The following is a 19,340-nucleotide window of genomic DNA, read 5'->3' on the forward strand; positions in this document are numbered from 1 at the left end:
TGGGTATTGCCTTCCCAGTACTTCCGGAAAGACCCAGCATGATCAAGGATTATCAGTCGCAGAAAGCCCTGCGTGACGGTTACGATTTCTGCATTGTCGGGGCGGGTCCGGCCGGTATCACCCTGGCGTTGCAACTGGCCAAGGCAGGGTGGAGCGTGGTGTTGCTTGAAGGCGGCGGGCACGAATATGCGCCGCGTTCGCAAACACTGTACCAGTGCCCCTCCACCGGGCTTGAGCTGTACGCCGAAGAAACACGCTTGCGCTACCTTGGCGGCACTTCCAATCACTGGATGGGCCGTTGCCGGCCGTTCGAGCCGTCTGATTTTTCGGTTACCCCACCAGGCACCATGCCCGGTTGGCCCATCGCCTACTCGGATGTCGAACCTTACCTGGCCGGGGCCATGGAAATTGTCGACCTGCCCAAAGGGCAGGACTTCAAGACGGTCAACCCGGGTTTGGGCGGTGGCGACTTCGACGCCGACCGCTTTCTGCTCAGCCCGCCGACGCGCTTTGCGCAGAAATACGCCACCGCCCTTGAAGAGACGCCCGGCCTTGAGGTGTTCATCAACTGCAATTGTGTCGACCTTGAATTCGACCCGGCATCGGGACGACTCGCGGCCGTGCAGGTGTCCGACTATGACTTGCACCGCGAGCGCCTGGTGGCGCGCAACTTCATTCTTGCCAGCGGTGCCATCGAAAACGCCCGGCAACTGCTCAACAGCCAATCGCTGGCGGCGGCGGGCGTGGTGAAAAAGGACGGATTGGTCGGGCGCTGTTTCATGGAGCACCTGAACATCGACATGGGCACCTTCATATTGAATGAGGGGCAGGACCCGGAACCGCGCCAGTACTACACCACCGATGCCTTCGTCGCCGAATACCACGCGGGCAAAGGCAATGTATCGGCTGCGCTGCTGTCGGAGGTGAAGACTTACGGCCGAACGGCAGAGGTGAAAGACTTTCTGGAAAACCTCAGCTGTGAAATGGGCATCGCCCACAAGATCGATTTCATCGCCAAGTTCAGCTGTCCTGGTGACGGCGTCATCGGCACGATGATCGAGCAGTTCCCCAACGCGCAAAGCGGTATTTCACTGCTTGAGGAAAAAGACGCGCTGGGCATGGCCAAGGCCCATGTTCACTGGGAGCTGAGCGCTGACGACCGGCGCACCATCAAGTGCATCGGCACTGAGTTGGCCAAGCAATTTGCCGAGACGCAGCTTGGCTTCGTCAAGTTGAACCCCTTTGTGTATGACGCCTCGGTGCCACTGAAGATGTCCCCCCATGCTCACCACATGGGCACCACGCGGATGGCGGCCTCAGCTGAGTTCGGCGTGGTCGACCGTGACTGCAAGGTGTTTGGTACCGAGAACCTCTATGTTGCAGGAAGCAGCATTTTTGCCACGGGCGGGGCCTCCAACCCGACGATGCCGCTGTTGCAATTCGCTTTAAGGCTGGCCGATCACCTTAACGACAAGATGAAGTCGACGGGTGCCAGCGCTGTTTGAATCGATAACGCAAGTGCTACAGATTGAAGTCGCAGCAAAGTGGTTGAAACGGGTTGAGTGCGAAGCGGTCAGCAACAAGAAAAACGAGACCGCATTTGCCTCAGGGTCAGTCAAGGAACGCATTACGCGCGAGGCTACTAATCATGCTTGGATGGATTCGCAGGGCAGTACGGCATTACGCCAACACCACCGGGCGCGGCGCCTCGACCTGGAAAAAACTCTGCCACCCCACGCCGCGTGAGTGGGGCGAGTATCAAACGCATTGGGGCAAGTTTCATTCGATCGGCAATAACTTCCACATGAACATCGGTTGCAACGTGACCGACCCGGCACTGGTGCGCATCGGTACCAATGTCGGCTTATCGGACTGCACCCTGATCGGCCACGATGGTGTGGTTGCACTGATTGAGCTGTGCTATGGCAAGCAGCTGGATTCGGTCGGCTATATCGATATCAAGGACAACTGCTTTATCGGACACGGCTCGATCATCATGCCGCGCGTGACCATCGGCCCCGACTCGATCGTTGCCGCCGGTGCGGTGGTCACCAAGGACGTTCCGCCGGGCACGGTGGTGGGAGGCAACCCCGCCAAGGTCATCTGTAGCACCGAGGATCTGATTCGACGGGTCGAGGAACGCTGCAATGCGTACCCGTGGATCCACCTGGTCAAGGACCGCAAAGGCTCTTTTGATCCGGCACTGGAACCCGAGCTGGCGGCGGCGAGGAGGCAGTACTTTTACGGGGACGGCACCAATGGATAAAAAGCCCGTCGATGTGCTGGTGGTCAACTTCAACACGGCCACACTGCTGCAGCCGATGTTCGATGCGCTGCGCCAGGCCGACAGCGAAACGCTGGCCAGTTACCTGGTAGTGGACAATGCCTCGGTCGACGATTCGCTCGACCGTCTGGCCAAGGTCTGTCCCGAGGCGTTGGTGGTCAGCAATGCAAAGAATGTCGGCTTTGGCCGGGCCAATAATCAATTGCTTGAGCATCTGCAGGGCAAGTATGCGCTGCTGCTCAATACCGATGCCTTTGTATCCGAAGACACTCTGGAAAAAACCATCGCCTACATGGACGCCCACCCGCAATGTGGCGTGCTTGGTGTTCGGCTGGTGGGGCGCGACGGTGATCTGCAACCCAGTTGCCGCTATTTCCCGACGCCATTGAATGTCTTCGTTTCACGGACCGGGCTGGGGCGCTTTTTCCCCGGGCTGAAAATGGTCGACGAAATGGACTGGGGGCACGACGCGGTGCGCGAGTGTGACTGGTTGCCCGGTTGCTTCTACCTGGTGCGCCGTGAAGTGCTCGACCAGGTGGGGTTGTTCGACCCGCGGTATTTTCTCTATTACGAAGAAGTGGATCACTGCAAGCGGGTCAAGGAAGCGGGCTGGAAAGTGGTGTTTTACCCGCACACCACCGTCGTGCATATCGGCGGTGAAAGCTCCAAGTCGGTCGCTGAACTGGAGGCAGCCAGCCGGCAAATATCGTCCTACCAGATTGAAAGCGAACTCCTGTACTTCCGAAAGCATCACGGCGTGCCGGGCCTGGCCTTGCATATGTTTCTGGTCAATCTGGGCGATCTGGTGCTGGCACTCAAGGCACTGCTCAAAGGCCGTGGATGGGGTGCCATCCAGGCGTGCTGGCGTCATAGCCGAGCCACCTGGACATCGCTGCTCGGCACCCAGTTTGCGCGTCAACCCACACGGTAGGTGAAACCATGTTCGACAACATCAAGGCGGACTTGCGGGCGCACGGTGGTGACTGGGGGGCGCAGGGATTCTGGGCATTGCTGGTGTACCGCTTCGGGCGCTGGCGCTACGGCGTGCGCCCGGCCTTGCTGCGCAAGCTGCTGTCGTTTGTCTACAAGGTGTTGTTCAAATTCGTGCAGATCCTCACGGGGATCGAGTTGCCGTGCGAAGTGGAAATCGGCAAGAACTTTGTCATCGACCACTTCGGCGGCATTGTCATCAGTGGCTATGCGCGATTCGGCGATGACTGCCGTATCCGCAACGGCGTGGTGGTGGGCCTGAAGAACGTGAGCGAGCCCATAGCGCCGGTGTTCGGCAACAACGTTGACATCGGCACCGGGGCGAAGGTGCTGGGCAACATTCGGATTGGCAACAATGTCGTGATCGGTGCAAACGCGGTGGTGTTGATCGATGTGCCGGACGACTCGGTGGCGGTCGGCGTGCCGGCGACAGTCAAGGCGCGAAAGCACAACGAACAGCTGCAATACCCTGAGTCAGCCTGAAGGTTGTCGCGGTGAACCGGATGCTCCGTTGAATGCAGGTGGGTGAGGCACATGGTGACTGGGATCGGCGTTGTGGTGATCGGTCGAAACGAAGGCCAGCGGCTGGAGCGATGCCTGGCGTCTGTGGTCGGTGCGGCGGATGTGGTGGTGTATGTCGACTCGGGCTCCACTGACGGTTCTGCACAGCGTGCCCGCGAACGCGGGGTGCAGGTGCTGGCGCTGGACATGACCCGACCCTTCACCGCAGCGCGGGCGCGCAATGAAGGGTTTGCCTGTTTGCAGCGCGCGTTGCCCGATTTGCGTTACGTGCAGTTTGTCGACGGTGACTGCGAGGTGGTCGACGGATGGCTGGCCACGGCGCAGGCATTCCTGGCGGCACACCCTGAAGTGGCGGTGGTGTGTGGGCGGCGCCGCGAGCGCTTTCCGCATCGCTCGGTCTACAACCTCTTGTGTGACCTGGAGTGGGACACGCCGGTCGGCGAGGCCAAGGCCTGCGGCGGCGATGCATTGATGCGCGCGGACGCTTTCGCGGCGGTGTCGGGTTTTCGCCCGGGCCTGATTGCCGGTGAAGAGCCCGAGCTGTGCGTGCGCCTGCGTGCCGGTGGCTGGAAAGTGTGGCGACTGGCACAAGAAATGACCTTGCACGATGCCGCGATCACCCGCTTCAGCCAGTGGTGGCAACGCAGCCTGCGCGCAGGCTATGCCTTCGCCGAAGGTGCTGCGCTGCACGGCGCAGCCCCCGAGCATCATTGGCAGCGGGAGTCGCGTCGGGCCTGGACCTGGGGCCTGGGTGTGCCGTTGGCGATAGTGCTGGCCAGCACCCTGCTGGGGGGCTGGGCGCTGTTACTGCTGTTGATCTACCCGTTGCAGGCCATTCGCCTGGCCCGTCGTGGCGCCAGGTCGGCGCGGGAGAACTGGCTGCAAGCGGTGTTCCTGGTGCTGGGCAAGTTTCCCGAAATGCTTGGGCAGGTGAAGTTCCTGTTGAACAGATTCGGTGCCGGCAAAACGGCATTGATCGAGTACAAGTGAGATCCCTATGGCGTTTCGAACGGTAGTGACCAGCGTGCTCACCCTGCAACCCGGCTACTCATTGCGGGCGCTGAACAACAAGTTCAAGTTGGCGGTATCGATCGCCAGGGAGTGGCCCGACCTGCGCGCATTCATGCAGCGTATGTCGACGGCGCTGGGGCAAGAGCGGGTTGCCCGGCTTGGCGTCGACAGTATCGGCATGGTGCAGTGGCCCTACATCAGTAAAGGCTGGCAGGCCCGTGAGCGTCTCGAGACAGTGGCGTCGCACTATGAAATCGTCGCCAGTCGTTTTCCACTGCTGTTGTTGCTGGGGCGCGAAGAGCACCTGACCCTCTGTGACCTGTCGCACTACTCCAGTGGCTGCAGCCTGGTCCTGGACCGGCCGATCTGGTTCAAGCGCGAAGGGGAACTGGTGCTCAATGTGTTCCAGGGTGATTTGCGCGTGGCATCGCTGGCGTTCACATTGAGCCAGTCGCAGGGTGAACTGTGCCTGTTCATTGGCGCCGTCCAGGGCATCCACAAAGGCATCGACAGTGAGCGGTCGCTGGAGATCTACCGTGACCTGACCAAGGATTTTGAAGGCCTGCGTCCCAGAAGTTTTCTGCTCGAAGCGCTCAAGTGCGTGGCGCGCAGGGTGGGGGCGGCGCGGATCTACGCCGTCGGTGATGAATTTCGCCATCACCGCCATGCGTATTTCGGCGTGGACAAGGGCCAGGACCTTGCCGCCAATTACGACACCATCTGGCTGGAGCATGGCGCTACAGCGTCGCCGCGCGAAGGCTTCTTCGCCATTCCCCTGGAATCGTCCCGGCGCGCGGCCGACGACATTGCCGCGAAGAAACGCGCGATGTACCGACGCCGTCACGCACTGCTCGATGACGTGTTTGCGCATATCGAGGCGGCTTTACCTGGCGCGGATGGCGACAAGCCGTTGCCGATGCCCCTTCAGCAGCTGGAAAGCAGCCTGCAACTGCAACAGGACACCTCGTCATAGCTGCCCACGTCAGGGCTTGAATAACGCTGGTAACAAGTTGGGACGCCATGCGCATAGCTTATTTCATCAATCAGTACCCGAAGGTCAGCCACAGCTTTATCCGCCGCGAGATTCTGGCGTTGGAGCGTCAGGGCATCGAGGTTCAACGCATTGCCTTGCGCGGCTGGGATGCCGAGTTGCAAGACGCTGAGGATATCGCTGAACAGGGGAAAACCCGTTACGTGCTGCAAGGCGGCGTCAAAGGCCTGTTAACGCCGACGTTGCAGGTGCTGCGCGCGCAGCCACGGCGGTTCTTTTCGACCCTGTGGCTGGCGCTGCGCATGGGCCGGCGCGCTGATCGTCCCTGGCCCTACCACCTGGTGTATCTGGCCGAAGCGTGCCGGGTGGTGCAGTGGTTGCAGGCGTCTGAGGTCAAACATGTGCATGCACACTTCGGCACCAACTCGACCGAAGTGGTGATGCTTGCCAATGCGCTCGGTGGGCCTGCCTTCAGTTTTACCGTGCATGGCCCGGAAGAGTTCGACAAACCGCAGTTTCTGCATGTAGGGGAAAAGGTCCGGCGCGCAGCCTTTGTCGCGGCGGTCAGTTCCTACGGGCGTAGCCAGCTGTTTCGCTGGGTGGCGCATAGACACTGGGCCAAGGTGAAAGTGGTGCATTGCGGCCTGGAGCGCGCCTTTCACGAGGTGCCCGCGGTGCCGGCACCGGCAGCGCCGCGCCTGGTGTGCGTGGGACGTTTGTGCGAGCAGAAGGGGCAGTTGCTGCTGATTGAAGCGGCGCGGATACTCGCAGCCCAGGCGTTGACGTTCGAGCTGGTGCTGGCGGGTGATGGCGAGATGCGCGAAGAAATCCAGGCACTGATCGTGCGCTACGGTTTGCAGGCTCATGTGCGCATCACCGGCTGGATCAGCAGTGGGCAGGTGCGCGAAGAGATCCTTGCCGCCCGTGCCTTGGTGCTGCCGAGCTTTGCCGAAGGCCTGCCGGTGGTGATCATGGAGGCCATGGCCTTGCGCCGTCCGGTACTGACGACCTATGTCGCCGGTATTCCCGAACTGGTGCACCCGGGTGAAAACGGCTGGCTGTTCCCGGCCGGTGCCGTGGAGGAACTGGCGGCGGCAATGGCTGACTGCCTGGCGCAGCCGGTCGAGGCGTTGCAGCGCATGGGCGAGGCGGCGTATCAGCGCGTGTTGCAACGGCACGATATCGATACCGAAGCGGCCAAGCTGGCCAGCTACTTCAAGGCATCGGCATGATTACCTTACTGGCTTGGCTGCTGGGCGCAGTGGCAGTGCTCCTGCTGCTGCCGGTACTGGTGCTGTTTGCGCAGGTGCTGCTGGCCTGTCTGCCTGCGCGCGCCCAGGCTCCGCTGCAAGGTCCGCGTGGGCGGGTGGCGGTGTTGGTACCTGCACATAACGAGGCCTCGATCATCGGCGCGACACTTGCCAGTGTTGGCGCGCAGTTGCACGAAGGCGACCGGCTGTTGGTGGTCGCCGACAACTGTTCCGACGACACCGCTGCATTGGCTCGCGCAGCGGGTGCCGAGGTGGTGGAGCGCAGCAATGATCAACAGCGAGGCAAGGGGTATGCGCTGGACTTTGGCGTAAGGCATCTGGCAGCGGATGCACCGGATGTCGTCATCATCGTCGATGCCGACTGCCAGCTGGGCGAGGGGGCCATTGACCACCTGGCGCGCCGCTGCAGTCAGGTTGCGCGGCCAGTGCAAGCTCTCTACCTGATGCGTGCGCCTGCCGGTGCCGGGTTGAAAGTACAGATTGCCGAGTTTGCCTGGCGGGTGAAAAACCTCGTGCGGCCACGCGGTTGGGCACGGCTGGGTTGGCCTTGCCAGTTGATGGGGTCGGGCATGGCATTTGCCTGGCGTGACCTGGCGCGGGTCAATCTGGCCACGGGGCACCTGGTCGAAGACCTGAAACTGGGCCTGGACTTCTGCGCCAACGGCAAGCCGCCGCTGTTCTGCCCGCAGGCACAGGTGGTCAGTTATTTCCCTGGCAGCGACGAAGGCCTGAAGAGTCAGCGCACGCGCTGGGAGCATGGTCATCTGGGGGTCCTGTTGGCCGATGCGCCGGCGCTGATCGTGGCATCGATTGCCCGGCGCCAATGGCACCTGTTGGCCATGACCATTGACCTGATGGTGCCGCCGCTGGCGCTGCTGGTGTTGGCGTTGGTAGGCATCTTCAGCCTTGCATGGCTGGCGTGTCTGCTGTTCGAGGTAATGGTGCCCGCATTGATAGCCACCGTTGCAATGGCGCTGCTGGGCACTGCGGTGTTACTGGCGTGGAGCCGGTTCTCCCGCGACGTGATCGCATTTTCGGTGCTGATGTATGCACCGTTCTACGCGCTGAAAAAAATTCCGTTGTACCTGGGCTTCCTGATCAAACGCCAGGTTGAATGGGTGCGCTCGAAAAGGGATGAAAGCTAATGAGCACGATGACAGCGCAACAAAGCTGGAAAGCCATCATCGGTAAGCTCCGCGTGATCGGCGACAGCGCTGAAGAGCGACGCTTGCTGGAAACATTGGCCACGCCTGAACGGGCCACCGTGCTGGGCTTCGTCAATGCCCACGCCATGAACCTGGTGGCCAGCAACAGGCAATACGGCGAGGCGTTGTTGGCGGCCGACGTGTTGTTACGCGACGGTGCCGGTATGAAGATCCTGTATCGCCGACTGGGGCTGGCGCCGGGCCTGAACATGAACGGCACAGACCTGATTCCCAAATTGCTGGCGGCGTTCAAGGGACGGCGCGTCGCATTCTGGGGTACTGAAGAGCCCTACCTGAGTCAGGCGGCAGAGCGCAGCGAAGCCTTGTTCGGCGTGCAGGTGGTCTCGGTGCATCACGGATTTGCCGAGGCGCAGACCTACCTCGACCTTGCCCGGCAGTGGCAGCCGGAACTGATCGTACTCGGCATGGGCATGCCCAAGCAGGAGGACGTTGCGGCCAGGCTGGCCAGCACTGATACGCCATGCCTGATCATCTGCGGCGGGGCGATCCTGGATTTTCTCGGCGGCAAGGTCACGCGGGCGCCACAGTGGTTGCGCCAACTGGGGGGCGAGTGGGTCTACCGGTTGATCAGAGAGCCGAAGCGCTTGTTCATGCGCTATGTCGTCGGCAACCCGGTGTTCCTGGCACGCACCTTGTTGTGCTCCAAAGCCACGGCGCAGGACACCCCCGGTACACCACGAGGTCGCTGACAGCGACGGCTGTTTCAGACCAAGGGTACGTCCGAATCCGCCAAATGCTAGGGCAGGGGTGAATCCGTCCGCGCGGGTTGTCCGGTACTGCTACAGTGATATCAACCGCGCCTGTACGTTGGGTAGATCCCCGAACTGGCGGCGGCATCAGTCTTTTGAGCGCGTGCCCGGTGCCGGGATGTGCGTCTCGAGTCGTTGATAGATCAGGGGAGGATCTTGCTCTATGCATGGATTATCACTCCATTGTCGACATCGACATGGCTTGACTGCGCGCCTGGCAGTGCTGGCTTCGCCACGTGCGTTTCGAACAAGCCGGCGCGGTATCACCCAGGTCCGGCGCGGTATCGGGCCCCTATCTCTACTCATTTCATCGAGGCACACGCCGGGCCGGTGCATTGGCGTGCGCTCAGGGTATTGCGCGGGTCGGTAGGCGTTTGTTGAAGGGGTTTGCGTACGTTAGCGGTTGGTTTTTGGCGTATCTGTCTGATGGGAAGCGTTTGGTATCTCAAATTGATGAGGTCTGACAATGGTGTTCGAACCCCGAAGCAGCCGTTCCTTGCTCCAGCGCAGAAGCAGCGTGAGTAACGCCATTCAGGCGGGCCTCGACGGGATTGCTGTGATCGGTGTGGCCTGGTACCTGATCTATGACCAGATCGGCTACATCACTTCCGATTACGTGATCATGCTGCTGTTGCTGATTGGTGCGCTGGCGGTTATTTACGACCATTACGCGATTTACCGCAGCAATGTCGGGCTTTCCATCAAGGCGTTCCGGCTGTTCAAGGCCTGGTCGGCGACGTTCTGTTTCCTGGTGGTCATGGCGTTTCTGACCAAACAGAGCGAGAAGTACTCGCGACTGCTGGTGGGGGAACTGTTTGTCATCGGCTACTTCGTGCAGCTGTTCCTGCACTTTGCCGTGCGTGAGGTGCAGAAGCGCTTCATGGCGCACGCCTACCGACTGGAAAACGCACTGATCATTGGCGCCGGGGATCTGGCCAACTTCCTTCAGCAAAAAATCAGCAACAACCCCTGGTTTGGTGAGCGTATCGTCGGCTGTGTGCTGATCGGCGACGGCGAGGAAAACGGCCGCGACAACCCCGATGGCAAGCAGCGCCTGTCGGTGTTGGGGCATATCGCCGACCTTGACGAAATTGTCGCGCAGCACGCCATTCGTACCGTGTACCTGGTCACGCCGCTCAGCGGCTCCGAGGTGATCAACGAGGTGTACCTGAAACTTCTCGACAAGTGCATTTCCGTTAACTGGGTGCCCGACATCTTTTCCCTGCGGCTGATCAACCACAGTGTGCGTGAAATCGCCGGCATTCCCGTGCTCACCTTGTCGGAAACGCCGCTGACCGGCATGAGCCTGTTTCTCAAGAACCTCGAAGACCGGGTGCTGGCCGCGCTGATCCTGCTGTGTGCATCGCCGGTACTGCTGACGATCGCCCTCATCATCAAGCTCGACAGCCCCGGGCCGGTGTTCTTCCGCCAGGAACGCATGGGCTGGACAGGCGAGGCTTTTCGCATCTGGAAGTTTCGCAGCATGCACGTCCATCAACCCGAAGGCGGGGTGGTCAGACAGGCGCAGAAGCATGATCCGCGCCTGACCCGGGTCGGCGCCTTCATTCGCCGCACCAGCCTCGACGAACTGCCTCAGCTGTTCAATGTGTTGACGGGCGAGATGTCGCTGGTAGGGCCGCGTCCGCATGCGCTGCAGCACGACACCCAGTACTCGCAGGAGATCGTTGATTACTTCGCCCGCCACAACATCAAGCCGGGCATGACCGGCCTGGCCCAGGTGCGGGGCTTCCGGGGCGAAACCAAGGACATCGAGCAGATGATCCAGCGGGTTGATTCCGATATCGAGTACATCAACAACTGGTCGCTGTGGCTCGACTTCGTCATTCTGGTGCGCACGTTGAATGCGTTCACCGGCAAGCATGCTTATTGAATGACACGCCTTGGAATCCCGGGACACCAGACCCCGGGATTCCATGACGGACGTTTTTGCCCAGGGTTATGCCGACGGTGGCGTACCTTCGGCATTCGAGACAACAGCATCAATCTGCACTAGTGCACCCTCTGGCAGCGCCGCCACACCTACGGTCCGCCGTGCCGGCACACCGCCCGGGAAGTAGCTTGCGTACGCCTCGTCTACCGCTGCAGCGTCTTCGATGTTCTTGAGGAAGATATTGACCTTGACCACATCGTCCAGGGCGTGGCCGATGCTCTCGACAATGGCCTTGATGTTCTTCAGGCATTGGCCGGCTTGCTCCTTTACGCCGCCCGCCACCAGCTTGCCGGTTTTCGGGTCCAGCGGTAATTGCGCGGACAGGTGATTGTAGTGAGAGAACGCCACCGTCTGCGTCGACAGTGTGCTTTTCGGGGCGTTATCGGTGTTGTTGGCCTTGATCACGATGCCGTGGCGGTCTTCCACGGCCTGCGGCGGCGTGCCATCGCCATGCGAGACAACGGCTTCGATCTGCACCAGTGCATCCAGCGGCAGCGCTGACACGGCAACGTTGGTGCGGGCGGGCAGGTAGCCCACGGTCCGGGCGATGGCCGAGTCGGGGAAAAAGGTGGTGTACACCCCGTTGACGGCGTCGAGGTCGCTCAGGTTTTTGACAAACACCGTTATCCTGACAATGTCATCAAACGGCACGTCGATGCCTTCGAGAATCGCCTTGATGTTTTTCAGGCATTGTCTGGTCTGTTCTTTTATACCGCCTGCCACCAGTTTCCCGGTTGCCGGGTCGATCGGTAATTGCGCGGACAGGTTGTTGTAATGAGAAAACGCCACGCTCTGCGTCGACAGCGGGCTTAGCGGTGCGCGCTCGGTGTTCTTGGCAACTTTTACCAGGTCGCCGGCTTGCGGGGCATTCGGAATGGTCCCTTCGCCGTGGGAAACCAGGGCTTCGACCTGTACCAGGGCATCCAGCGGCAAGGCGCCGACTACCACGGTGGTGAGTGCCGGGACATAGTCCGGAAAAAAGCGGGCGTGCACGGCGTGGACAGCGTCTATGTCCGAACTGTGTTTGACGAACAGGCTGATCCTGACGATGTCGGTCAGCTTGTGGTTGATGCTCTCGACAATCGCTTTTATGTTCTTGAAGCACTGTTCGGCCTGCGCGGTGATACCGCCTGCCACTACCGCGCCCGAGGCCGGGTCGATGGGCAGTTGCGCCGAAATATTGTTGTAGTGAGAGAAGGCAACCGTTTGTGAATAAGGGCCTGTACCTTGTGGCGCGCGTTCCGTGTTGCGTGCTGACACTGCGTTATAGCCAGTCATACGAGTACTCCCCTGTGTTGCTGGATTTGAGTGGGTGGCGTGGCAAACGCGGGTTCCACTTCACGATCGGCGGTTGCCAACGCATTTCCGGACAACGGACACTGAGTCCACGCGGGGGGCAGGCAGCGTGGCTGCCTGAGGGTTGCTGATGGATCGGGTGCAAGTGTAGTGGGCTCTGCGCTTTGCGCCATTCGGGGTTCTGGTCGCATAAATTTGAAATCTTGCGCATTGCTCGACAGAATCGCGCCCGGATCCGGCTAGCGGTGCCGGACGTGTGTGCGCAAAAGGGGCTGCAGTTGAACGAACAGACATTGTCCATGCGCCTGGAGCGTGTGGCGGCGCAGGTGCCAGCCGGTGCGCGCCTGGCCGATATTGGCTCGGACCACGGCTACCTGCCGGTGGCCTTGATGCGTCGTGGCGCTATCACTGCGGCGGTGGCGGGCGAAGTGGCAGTGACGCCGTTTCATGCCGCCGAACGCACCGTGCGCGATAATGGCCTGGATCTGCAGATCACCGTGCGCCTGGCCTGCGGGCTGGCGGCGATCGAGCCACAAGATCGCATTTCGGCGATCACGCTCTGTGGCATGGGCGGCGAGACCATCCGCGACATCCTTGACGCCGGCAAGGCGCGGCTGAATGGCGAGGAGCGCCTGATCCTGCAGCCCAACGGTGGCGAGCAGCCCCTGCGCCAATGGCTGATGGAAAACGGCTACCGCATCCTCCACGAGGAAGTGCTGCGGGAAAACCGCTTCGACTACGAAATCATCGTCGCCGAGCGCAGCGGGCCGGTGACCTACAGCGCCCAGGAACTGTACTTCGGGCCGGTGCACCTGCAAGCCCGCAGCGCTGCTTTCCTCGGAAAATGGCAGCGTCGGTTGCGCCTCAAGCAAAAGACCCTGAGCCATTTCGCCCGCGCGCGGCAGGCCGTGCCCGCCGAAAAGGTACACGCCATCACCCGGCAGGTGGGCTGGATCGCCGAGCTCCTGGGCTGAGCTTCAAAGGCAGCGCTTGCCATGCGTCTCGATTGCTGCACACTGTGCAGTAATGATCTGCAAACAGCCTGTCTTGTTGCGTATGCAGTCAGTTTTCATACTTCAGCCCTCTGAATAACCGACTGAAGGGGAAAAACCATGGTTGCTGCGATCCGTTTTAGCCACGTAGGCGAACCTGACGTGCTGGCCGTGCAAACGCTGGTCGAACAAGTGCCTGGGCACGGTGAAGTCTGGCTTGAGCAAGCGGCCATTGGCGTCAACTTTCTCGACGTCACCCAACGCAAGGGCGCGGTCCCCGTTGCATTGCCCTCCGGCCTTGGCCTGGAAGGTGCCGGGCGTGTCGCCGCGGTGGGGGAAGGGGTCAGCAACGTGCAGGTGGGCGATCGCGTTGCCTATGCCACTGGCCCCGTTGGCGCGTATGCATCGGCCCGGCTGTTTCCTGCCCAGCGCCTGGTCAGGATCCCGGATGCGCTGTCATTTGATGATGCCGCCGCTGTGCTGTTCAAGGGCATAACTGCCCAGTACCTGTTGAAGTCCACCTATCCGGTTGGGCCGGGCACCACCGTGCTGCTTTACGGTGTGGCAGGCGGGGTAGGGGCGATCATGGCGACGTGGGCCAAGCACCTCGGGGCAACGGTGATCGGTGTGGTGTCCAGGCAGGCCAGCGTTGCCAAGGCCAAGGCCCTGGGCTGCGACGAGGTGCTGGTGTTTGATCCGGACACTCTTGCATCGCAGGTTGCCGATGTCACGAACGGTCGCAAGGTCGACGTCGTCTATGACCCGATCGGGCGCGTGTCTTTCCAGGCCTCGCTGGACAGCTTGCGACCACGAGGTGTCATGGTGTCGTTCGGCGCTTCCTCCGGCGCGCCGGCACCGGTAGAAATCGCCACGCTCAATGCCAAAGGCTCACTGTTCCTCACCCGTCCGTCCTTGGCGGCGCATACCGCCAGCGACGCCGAATATCAGGAGCGGGCGCAGGATGTGCTGGCGGCTGTCGAGGCGGGCATCATCACGCCGCACATCTGGGCACGCTATCCGCTGGCGGAAGCGGCGTTGGCGCATGCCGACCTGGAGTCAGGACGTTCATCGGGGGCGATCATTCTAAAGCCATGAATCTTGATGTTCTGGATAACCAGCAGAGTGACGAAGTCGCGGCGTTTCTGGCCGTTGTCTCGCAAGGCTCGTTTGTCGCCGCCGGCCGCTTGCTGCAACGCCATCCTACGGTCATTTCCAAGCGCCTGGCGGCGATGGAAAAGCGTCTGGGGGTGCGGCTCATCGAGCGCTCCACCCGCCAGCTGCGCATCACGGACGTGGGGGCCCAGCTGGAGCAGCGACTGCGCGCTGCGGTCGAGTTGATCAACGAGGCGCAGCAGCAAGCCGCCCGCGGTGCCAGTGACGTGCGTGGCACCTTGCGGCTGGCATTGCCGGCCGCCATGGGGCGGCGCTGGCTTGGCCCGCTGCTGCCGGAGTTTCTCGCGGCCTGTCCGCAGGTTTCGATCGTTGCAGACTACAGCGAGCGGTTGGTCGACATTATTGAGGAGGGTTTTGACCTGGCCATCCGTATTGGCGATCTGCAAGACAGCCGCCTGGTCGCGCGCAAACTTGCGGATCATCGCCGGATACTCTGTGCCTCGCCGGCTTACATCGCCACGTATGGTATGCCGCAGACCCCGCAGGACCTTGTCGGGCACAACTGCCTGCGCTTCAGCGGGCTGGCGTCGTTTCCGCAATGGCGGCTGCATCGCGGTGCCGAGCTGCAGACGATCACACCCAAAGGCAACCTGACGGCCAACGACAGCGAATCACTGCTCGCCGCCGTCCGCGCCGGTGCGGGAATACTGGGGGCCGGTGACTGGCTGATGAGCCGGGACATTGCTGCCGGCCGGCTGGTGCAGGTGCTACCCGACTGGCAACTGGACAGCGCCGGTGGGGTTTACCTGGTCAGGCCCTCGGCCAAATTTCCGAGTGCGGTGGTTGTCGCGTTCAAGCAATGGATCGAGTCGAAGTTCGAGCCGGTGGCGCCATGGGGCGTTGCGACAGACTGATCTCCGATTATTTGTAGTGTTGCAAGCGACGGCTTATTCGTCGCTATCACCCTGCGGGTTGTAATACTTGCTCTGGTCCGGGGTAAAGGTGACGACCATACCGGTGCGGCTGCAGTTGAGGGTCAGCTCTGCCGTGGTGTCGATTTGCAGGTCTTCGCCGCGCAGGCCTTGCCACTGAGCCAGGTATTTGAGCGAGCCGAATTTTTCGCGCTTTTTCAGGGTGCGCTCCACGCCACCTTTCCAGCCCAGCACCGGCAGTTCGCCGGCCAGGCAGCGCTGGGCGAGTTCGGGCTGTTTGACGGCGCGCTCACGGCCGATTTCCCAACAACGGATCAGGCCATTGTCCGGCCCTTGCCAGGTGTCGATCCAGGTGAGGGTAGGGCGCAGTTCGAGGTGGATCGGGCGGTGGACAATGCTGCTCATTCAGCCTCCCTGGCTGTTTGTTCTTGTCAATGAGGGTGGTGCGTGCAGTCGATGCTACTAATTAGCCATCATCCGTGTCTAGCTATAGTCAGATGGGCAAGGTTCACTGAACCAGCCATTGACTATAGCTACCCCTGTTCCAGCCGCCGTCGCTTGCTTAGCGCTGCGACACCCAGAAGTCGTGCAAGGCCCGCGCCGCCGGCTCGATCGCGGCCACGCGCTGGCGGTGCAGGACGACATCGAGGTCTACCGGCAGTTCGTAATTGTCCTGCTCGGCACAGTCGGTGATGACCTGCAGGCGACCGGCCTGGGGCTGTGGCAGTTCCGGCCAGTTGCCGATGGCAACGCCGCGCACATAGCCAAAGCACCATTCTTCGGCCAGGGTCAACGGCTGGCCGTTGTGCTCGGTCTGCTCGAAGCGCGCTTTGAACGCCTGCGGGTCGGTGGCCAGTTGGCTGGCCAGGGTGTTGAGGTGGCGTACGCACAGGTCGATGAACTGGCGGCATTCCTGCGGGGTTTCCCACTCCGGGTTCTGCCCGCCCCAGATGGCCGGGAACCATTCGCTGATGTCGATCTGCGCCGGGCTGGAAACCAGGGCGGTGAAGTAGCCGTCAAGCTCCGACGGGTTGAGCACGGAATGGTCGTCGCCGTACTTGAGCAAGGTGTCTTCGATGAGCTCGAACTCGCTGGGGTTGAGGGGCTGGATGTTCATGACTGCGGTTCCTTGGCGAGGTCTGGATAAAAAAAGGGGGGGATGATGCCACTAATTTTCAGTTGCTGTCGTTCGTTCTCTTGGTAGCCACCTTGCGCCCGGTGTGCGGTGGGCCCATTCAATCCAGGAGACAGGCAATGACATCCGTATTCGACCGCGACGATATCGTGTTCCAGGTAGTGGTCAACCACGAAGAGCAGTACTCGATCTGGCCTGACTACAAAGACGTGCCGGCGGGCTGGCGCACGGTCGGCAAGAGCGGCCTGAAGAAGGAATGCCTGGCCTATATAGATGAAGTATGGACCGACATGCGCCCCTTGAGCCTGCGCCAGAAAATGGCCGAAGCCGTAGCGGTGCAGTAAGCGGTGTCGTCAGTGACGCTGTTGTGCCTGCCGTACTCCGGAGCCAGCGCCATGGTCTACAGCCGCTGGCGGCGCAAGCTGCCGGCCTGGCTTGACGTGCGCCCGGTAGAGTTGCCCGGGCGCGGGACGCGGATGGGCGAGCCGGCGCAAACCGACCTGCTGGCCCTGGCGCGCCAGCTGGCCAGCGAACAGCGTCTGGCCGCCAGCCAACCCTATGCCTTGCTTGGCCATAGCCTGGGGGCGCTGCTGGCGTTCGAGCTGGCCCATGAGCTGCAGGCGCTGGGTTGCCCGTCACCGCTGGCGCTGTTTGCCAGTGGCACGGCCGCGCCGTCACGCCGCGAAGACTACGATGGCGGCGAATGGCGTGAGCCAAAAAGCGATGCGGTGTTGATCGAGGAGCTGCGCGCGCTCAACGGCACACCCGAAGAGGTGCTGGCCAACCGGGAGTTGATGAGCCTGACCTTGCCGGTGCTGCGCGCCGATTTTCTTTTATGTGGGCGTTATGTCTACCGCCAGCGCCCGCCATTGCATTGCCCGCTGCATGTGCTGGGCGGTGAAGACGATCGCGCTACCGACGCGCAGTTGTTGGCGTGGCGCCAGGAAAGCCTGGGTGACTTTTCGCTGGAGATGTTCCCCGGAGGGCACTTCTTCATCCATGCACACGAAGACCGTGTGCTGGGTACATTGAGTGCTGCCATGGCACCTTATCGGCTATCGGCCTGACATAGCCATTGACGTCGCTGCCAGCGCTGGGGGAGCCTTACCGCTTCAACCACGACGCAGGTGCAAGGAATGTTGATCAAGGCGAACCAGGCCAGCTTGCTGGTCATCGACGTGCAGGAAAAACTCATCGGTGCCGTCAGCGACCCCGAAGGTACGCTGGCCCGCACCCGCTGGCTGATGGCTGCCACCGCCGAACTGGGGCTGCCGACGGTGATTTCCGAGCAGTACCCCAAGGGACTTGGCCATACCGTCGCCGCCCTCAAGACGGCATCGCCAGATGCCCAGGTGGTAGAAAAACTGCACTTTTCCTGCGTCGCCGCCGAGTGCCTGCCGACGTCGTTGCTCGCTCGCGAGCAGGTGATCGTCTGCGGCATGGAAACCCACATCTGCGTCCTGCAAACCGTGCTTGGCCTGCGGGCGCTGGGCAAGCAGGTGTTCGTGGTCGAGGATGCCTGTGACAGCCGAACAGTGGCCAGCAAGGCTGCCGGTATCGCCCGTATGAGGGACGCCGGTGCGCAGATCGTAACCCGCGAGATGGTGTTGTTCGAGCTGATGGAAAGCTCAAGCCACGCGCAGTTCCGGCACATCAGCAAAACCTACATGGTGGGTGAGCAGCCCTGAGTGTTGGGTTGCCATTGGACAGGGCGAGGGGGTTGCATGCGGGTCAGAGGGTTGTTGTTGGCCATGGCGGTGCTGCTGACCGTACAGGGTTGTGTCAGCCAGCGCGGCGAGGAGTCTGAAACCGACCCGGCCAAGGTGCGGGCGCAGGTCTTGCGTTTGTTGCCTGCCGCCACTAAAGACCGTGAAGGCTGGGCGCGCGACATTCAGACGGCCTTTACCACGCAGAAGATCGCCGCCAGCCGCTCCAACCTGTGCGCGGTGTTGGCAGTGACCGAACAGGAGTCCACCTTCCAGGCCGACCCCCAGGTGCCGGGCCTGGGCCGCATTGCCCGTCAGGAGATCGATCGCCGCGCTGCCAGCCTGCATATTCCGCAGATGCTGGTTAATGCAGCGTTGCAGACACGCTCGCCCAATGGCAAGAGCTACAGCGAGCGGCTCGATGCGGTGCGCAGCGAAAAACAGCTCAGTGCGATTTTCGATGACTTGATCGGTAGCGTACCGCTAGGCCGCACCTTGCTCGGTGATTTGAATCCGGTGCGCACCGGTGGGCCAATGCAGGTCAGCATCGCCTTTGCCGAGCGTCATGCGCGCGGCTACCCCTACAGCCATGAGGGCACGATTCGGCAGGAGGTGTTCAGCCGACGCGGCGGCATGTACTTCGGCATCGCCCACCTGTTGGGCTACCCCAGCCATTACGAGCGCCAGGTGTACCGCTTTGCCGACTTCAACGCGGGTTGGTATGCCAGCCGCAATGCGGCGTTTCAAAGCGCCCTGAGCCGCGCCAGTGGGGTGACGTTGGCGCTGGACGGTGACTTGATCGCACCGGGCGCGATCATGCCGGGCAACACCGAGAAGGCTGCGCGGCGTTTGGGGGAGCAATTGGGGCTGCGTAATCCGGCTATTCGCAGTCAGCTGGAAAAGGGCGACAACCTGGGGTTTGAAGAGACCCGGCTGTACAGCGGGGTGTATGCGCTGGCAGATGCCAAGGCCGGCAAGCCACTGCCCCGTGCGCAGTTGCCGGGAATCGAACTGAAGAGCCCGAAGATCACCCGCAAACTGACCACAGCCTGGTTTGCCAACCGGGTGGATGAGCGCTACCAGCGCTGCATGAAACGCTGAGGTCAATGCCGCAAAACGGTCATTGTAGGAGCTGGCGCTGCCGGCTCCCACAGTGGGTTGTGGTGTGCCT

At 61.6% G+C, this 19,340-nt stretch carries 20 protein-coding genes; 17 read left to right on the top strand and 3 right to left on the bottom strand.

Annotated features, from left to right (window positions below):
* The first annotated feature begins 38 nt into the window (after positions 1-38).
* The 10 genes from DM813_RS19515 (at position 39) to DM813_RS19560 (ending at position 10,935) form a co-directional block, all read left to right on the top strand.
* Complete coding sequence (locus tag DM813_RS19515; RefSeq protein ID WP_128325001.1) at positions 39-1,505, top strand: FAD-dependent oxidoreductase; 1,467 nt, start codon at positions 39-41, stop codon at positions 1,503-1,505.
* Positions 1,506-1,648: 143 nt separating this feature from the next.
* Positions 1,649-2,266, top strand: a complete 618-nt coding sequence (locus tag DM813_RS19520; RefSeq protein ID WP_128325002.1) for an acyltransferase — start codon at positions 1,649-1,651, stop codon at positions 2,264-2,266.
* Positions 2,259-3,215, top strand: a complete 957-nt coding sequence (locus DM813_RS19525; RefSeq protein ID WP_128325003.1) for a glycosyltransferase family 2 protein — start codon at positions 2,259-2,261, stop codon at positions 3,213-3,215. Before DM813_RS19520 ends, DM813_RS19525 begins: the two co-directional genes overlap by 8 nt.
* Before the next feature lie 8 nt (positions 3,216-3,223).
* Positions 3,224-3,757 (top strand): serine O-acetyltransferase, encoded by a 534-nt coding sequence (locus DM813_RS19530; protein ID WP_128325004.1) that lies wholly within the window; start codon positions 3,224-3,226, stop codon positions 3,755-3,757.
* 51 nt (positions 3,758-3,808) lie between these two features.
* Positions 3,809-4,786 (top strand): glycosyltransferase, encoded by a 978-nt coding sequence (locus DM813_RS19535; RefSeq protein WP_128325005.1) that lies wholly within the window; start codon positions 3,809-3,811, stop codon positions 4,784-4,786.
* Between the two features lie 7 nt (positions 4,787-4,793).
* Positions 4,794-5,780, top strand: a complete 987-nt coding sequence (locus DM813_RS19540) for a VirK/YbjX family protein (RefSeq protein WP_128325006.1) — start codon at positions 4,794-4,796, stop codon at positions 5,778-5,780.
* 47 nt (positions 5,781-5,827) lie between these two features.
* Complete coding sequence (locus DM813_RS19545) at positions 5,828-7,030, top strand: glycosyltransferase (protein ID WP_128325007.1); 1,203 nt, start codon at positions 5,828-5,830, stop codon at positions 7,028-7,030.
* Positions 7,027-8,214 (top strand): glycosyltransferase family 2 protein, encoded by a 1,188-nt coding sequence (locus DM813_RS19550; protein ID WP_128325008.1) that lies wholly within the window; start codon positions 7,027-7,029, stop codon positions 8,212-8,214. The genes DM813_RS19545 and DM813_RS19550 overlap by 4 nt, the downstream gene beginning before the upstream one ends.
* A complete protein-coding gene (locus tag DM813_RS19555) occupies positions 8,214-8,984 on the top strand; it encodes a WecB/TagA/CpsF family glycosyltransferase (RefSeq protein WP_128325009.1) in 771 nt (256 codons plus the stop codon). The genes DM813_RS19550 and DM813_RS19555 overlap by 1 nt, the downstream gene beginning before the upstream one ends.
* A gap of 526 nt (positions 8,985-9,510) precedes the next feature.
* A complete protein-coding gene (locus DM813_RS19560; protein WP_128325010.1) occupies positions 9,511-10,935 on the top strand; it encodes an undecaprenyl-phosphate glucose phosphotransferase in 1,425 nt (474 codons plus the stop codon).
* A gap of 66 nt (positions 10,936-11,001) precedes the next feature.
* On the opposite strand, the gene DM813_RS19565 is transcribed toward DM813_RS19560, so the two are convergent.
* Positions 11,002-12,273 (bottom strand): Rid family hydrolase, encoded by a 1,272-nt coding sequence (locus DM813_RS19565; protein WP_128325011.1) that lies wholly within the window; start codon positions 12,271-12,273, stop codon positions 11,002-11,004.
* Between the two features lie 296 nt (positions 12,274-12,569).
* Here DM813_RS19565 and DM813_RS19570 point away from each other — a divergent pair, with 296 nt between their 5' ends.
* The 3 genes from DM813_RS19570 (at position 12,570) to DM813_RS19580 (ending at position 15,310) form a co-directional block, all read left to right on the top strand.
* Positions 12,570-13,265 (top strand): tRNA (adenine(22)-N(1))-methyltransferase, encoded by a 696-nt coding sequence (locus DM813_RS19570; RefSeq protein WP_347233028.1) that lies wholly within the window; start codon positions 12,570-12,572, stop codon positions 13,263-13,265.
* A 138-nt stretch (positions 13,266-13,403) separates the two neighbouring features.
* Positions 13,404-14,378, top strand: coding sequence for a quinone oxidoreductase family protein (locus DM813_RS19575; RefSeq protein ID WP_128325012.1), 975 nt, complete (start codon positions 13,404-13,406; stop codon positions 14,376-14,378).
* Entirely contained in the window at positions 14,375-15,310 is a 936-nt protein-coding gene (locus DM813_RS19580; protein WP_128325013.1) for a LysR family transcriptional regulator, read from the top strand. The genes DM813_RS19575 and DM813_RS19580 overlap by 4 nt, the downstream gene beginning before the upstream one ends.
* A 33-nt stretch (positions 15,311-15,343) precedes the next feature.
* Here the strand turns inward: DM813_RS19580 and DM813_RS19585 are convergent, their stop codons facing one another.
* Positions 15,344-15,733: a hypothetical protein gene (locus tag DM813_RS19585; RefSeq protein WP_128325014.1), complete on the bottom strand. Its 390-nt coding sequence runs from the start codon at positions 15,731-15,733 to the stop codon at positions 15,344-15,346.
* A 157-nt stretch (positions 15,734-15,890) separates the two neighbouring features.
* The gene (locus DM813_RS19590) at positions 15,891-16,445 is read right to left on the bottom strand and encodes a UPF0149 family protein (protein WP_128325015.1); all 555 of its coding nucleotides are present in this window, start codon (positions 16,443-16,445) and stop codon (positions 15,891-15,893) included.
* Positions 16,446-16,582: 137 nt separating this feature from the next.
* On the opposite strand from DM813_RS19590, the gene DM813_RS19595 reads away from it, so the two are divergent.
* The 4 genes from DM813_RS19595 to DM813_RS19610 all read left to right on the top strand — a co-directional run bounded on the left by DM813_RS19595 (position 16,583) and on the right by DM813_RS19610 (position 19,270).
* Entirely contained in the window at positions 16,583-16,807 is a 225-nt protein-coding gene (locus tag DM813_RS19595; protein WP_128325016.1) for an MbtH family protein, read from the top strand.
* Positions 16,808-16,810: 3 nt separating this feature from the next.
* A complete protein-coding gene (locus DM813_RS19600) occupies positions 16,811-17,530 on the top strand; it encodes a thioesterase II family protein (RefSeq protein ID WP_128325017.1) in 720 nt (239 codons plus the stop codon).
* Positions 17,531-17,599: 69 nt separating this feature from the next.
* On the top strand, positions 17,600-18,151 hold the full coding sequence (locus DM813_RS19605; protein ID WP_128325018.1) for a hydrolase: 552 nt from the start codon (positions 17,600-17,602) through the stop codon (positions 18,149-18,151).
* Positions 18,152-18,187: 36 nt separating this feature from the next.
* Positions 18,188-19,270 carry a DUF1615 family protein gene (locus tag DM813_RS19610; RefSeq protein WP_128325019.1) on the top strand — a complete coding sequence of 361 codons (1,083 nt, stop codon included), beginning with the start codon at positions 18,188-18,190 and terminating at the stop codon, positions 19,268-19,270.
* Positions 19,271-19,340 lie beyond the last annotated feature (70 nt).

The sequence above is a fragment of the Pseudomonas alkylphenolica genome (assembly GCF_004025535.1).
GTDB lineage: Bacteria > Pseudomonadota > Gammaproteobacteria > Pseudomonadales > Pseudomonadaceae > Aquipseudomonas > Aquipseudomonas alkylphenolica_A.

Excerpts from the sequence above, each read along its gene's own strand:
- DM813_RS19565 (WP_128325011.1), bottom strand. The coding sequence starts at position 12,273 with ATGACTGGCTATAACGCAGTGTCAGCACGCAACACGGAACGCGCGCCA.
- DM813_RS19555 (WP_128325009.1), top strand. The coding sequence starts at position 8,214 with ATGAGCACGATGACAGCGCAACAAAGCTGGAAAGCCATCATCGGTAAG.
- DM813_RS19520 (WP_128325002.1), top strand. The coding sequence starts at position 1,649 with ATGCTTGGATGGATTCGCAGGGCAGTACGGCATTACGCCAACACCACC.
- DM813_RS19545 (WP_128325007.1), top strand. The coding sequence starts at position 5,828 with ATGCGCATAGCTTATTTCATCAATCAGTACCCGAAGGTCAGCCACAGC.
- DM813_RS19560 (WP_128325010.1), top strand. The coding sequence starts at position 9,511 with ATGGTGTTCGAACCCCGAAGCAGCCGTTCCTTGCTCCAGCGCAGAAGC.
- DM813_RS19575 (WP_128325012.1), top strand. The coding sequence starts at position 13,404 with ATGGTTGCTGCGATCCGTTTTAGCCACGTAGGCGAACCTGACGTGCTG.
- DM813_RS19525 (WP_128325003.1), top strand. The coding sequence starts at position 2,259 with ATGGATAAAAAGCCCGTCGATGTGCTGGTGGTCAACTTCAACACGGCC.
- DM813_RS19515 (WP_128325001.1), top strand. The coding sequence starts at position 39 with ATGATCAAGGATTATCAGTCGCAGAAAGCCCTGCGTGACGGTTACGAT.
- DM813_RS19550 (WP_128325008.1), top strand. The coding sequence starts at position 7,027 with ATGATTACCTTACTGGCTTGGCTGCTGGGCGCAGTGGCAGTGCTCCTG.
- DM813_RS19585 (WP_128325014.1), bottom strand. The coding sequence starts at position 15,733 with ATGAGCAGCATTGTCCACCGCCCGATCCACCTCGAACTGCGCCCTACC.
- DM813_RS19530 (WP_128325004.1), top strand. The coding sequence starts at position 3,224 with ATGTTCGACAACATCAAGGCGGACTTGCGGGCGCACGGTGGTGACTGG.
- DM813_RS19540 (WP_128325006.1), top strand. The coding sequence starts at position 4,794 with ATGGCGTTTCGAACGGTAGTGACCAGCGTGCTCACCCTGCAACCCGGC.
- DM813_RS19535 (WP_128325005.1), top strand. The coding sequence starts at position 3,809 with ATGGTGACTGGGATCGGCGTTGTGGTGATCGGTCGAAACGAAGGCCAG.
- DM813_RS19595 (WP_128325016.1), top strand. The coding sequence starts at position 16,583 with ATGACATCCGTATTCGACCGCGACGATATCGTGTTCCAGGTAGTGGTC.
- DM813_RS19590 (WP_128325015.1), bottom strand. The coding sequence starts at position 16,445 with ATGAACATCCAGCCCCTCAACCCCAGCGAGTTCGAGCTCATCGAAGAC.
- DM813_RS19605 (WP_128325018.1), top strand. The coding sequence starts at position 17,600 with ATGTTGATCAAGGCGAACCAGGCCAGCTTGCTGGTCATCGACGTGCAG.
- DM813_RS19580 (WP_128325013.1), top strand. The coding sequence starts at position 14,375 with ATGAATCTTGATGTTCTGGATAACCAGCAGAGTGACGAAGTCGCGGCG.
- DM813_RS19610 (WP_128325019.1), top strand. The coding sequence starts at position 18,188 with ATGCGGGTCAGAGGGTTGTTGTTGGCCATGGCGGTGCTGCTGACCGTA.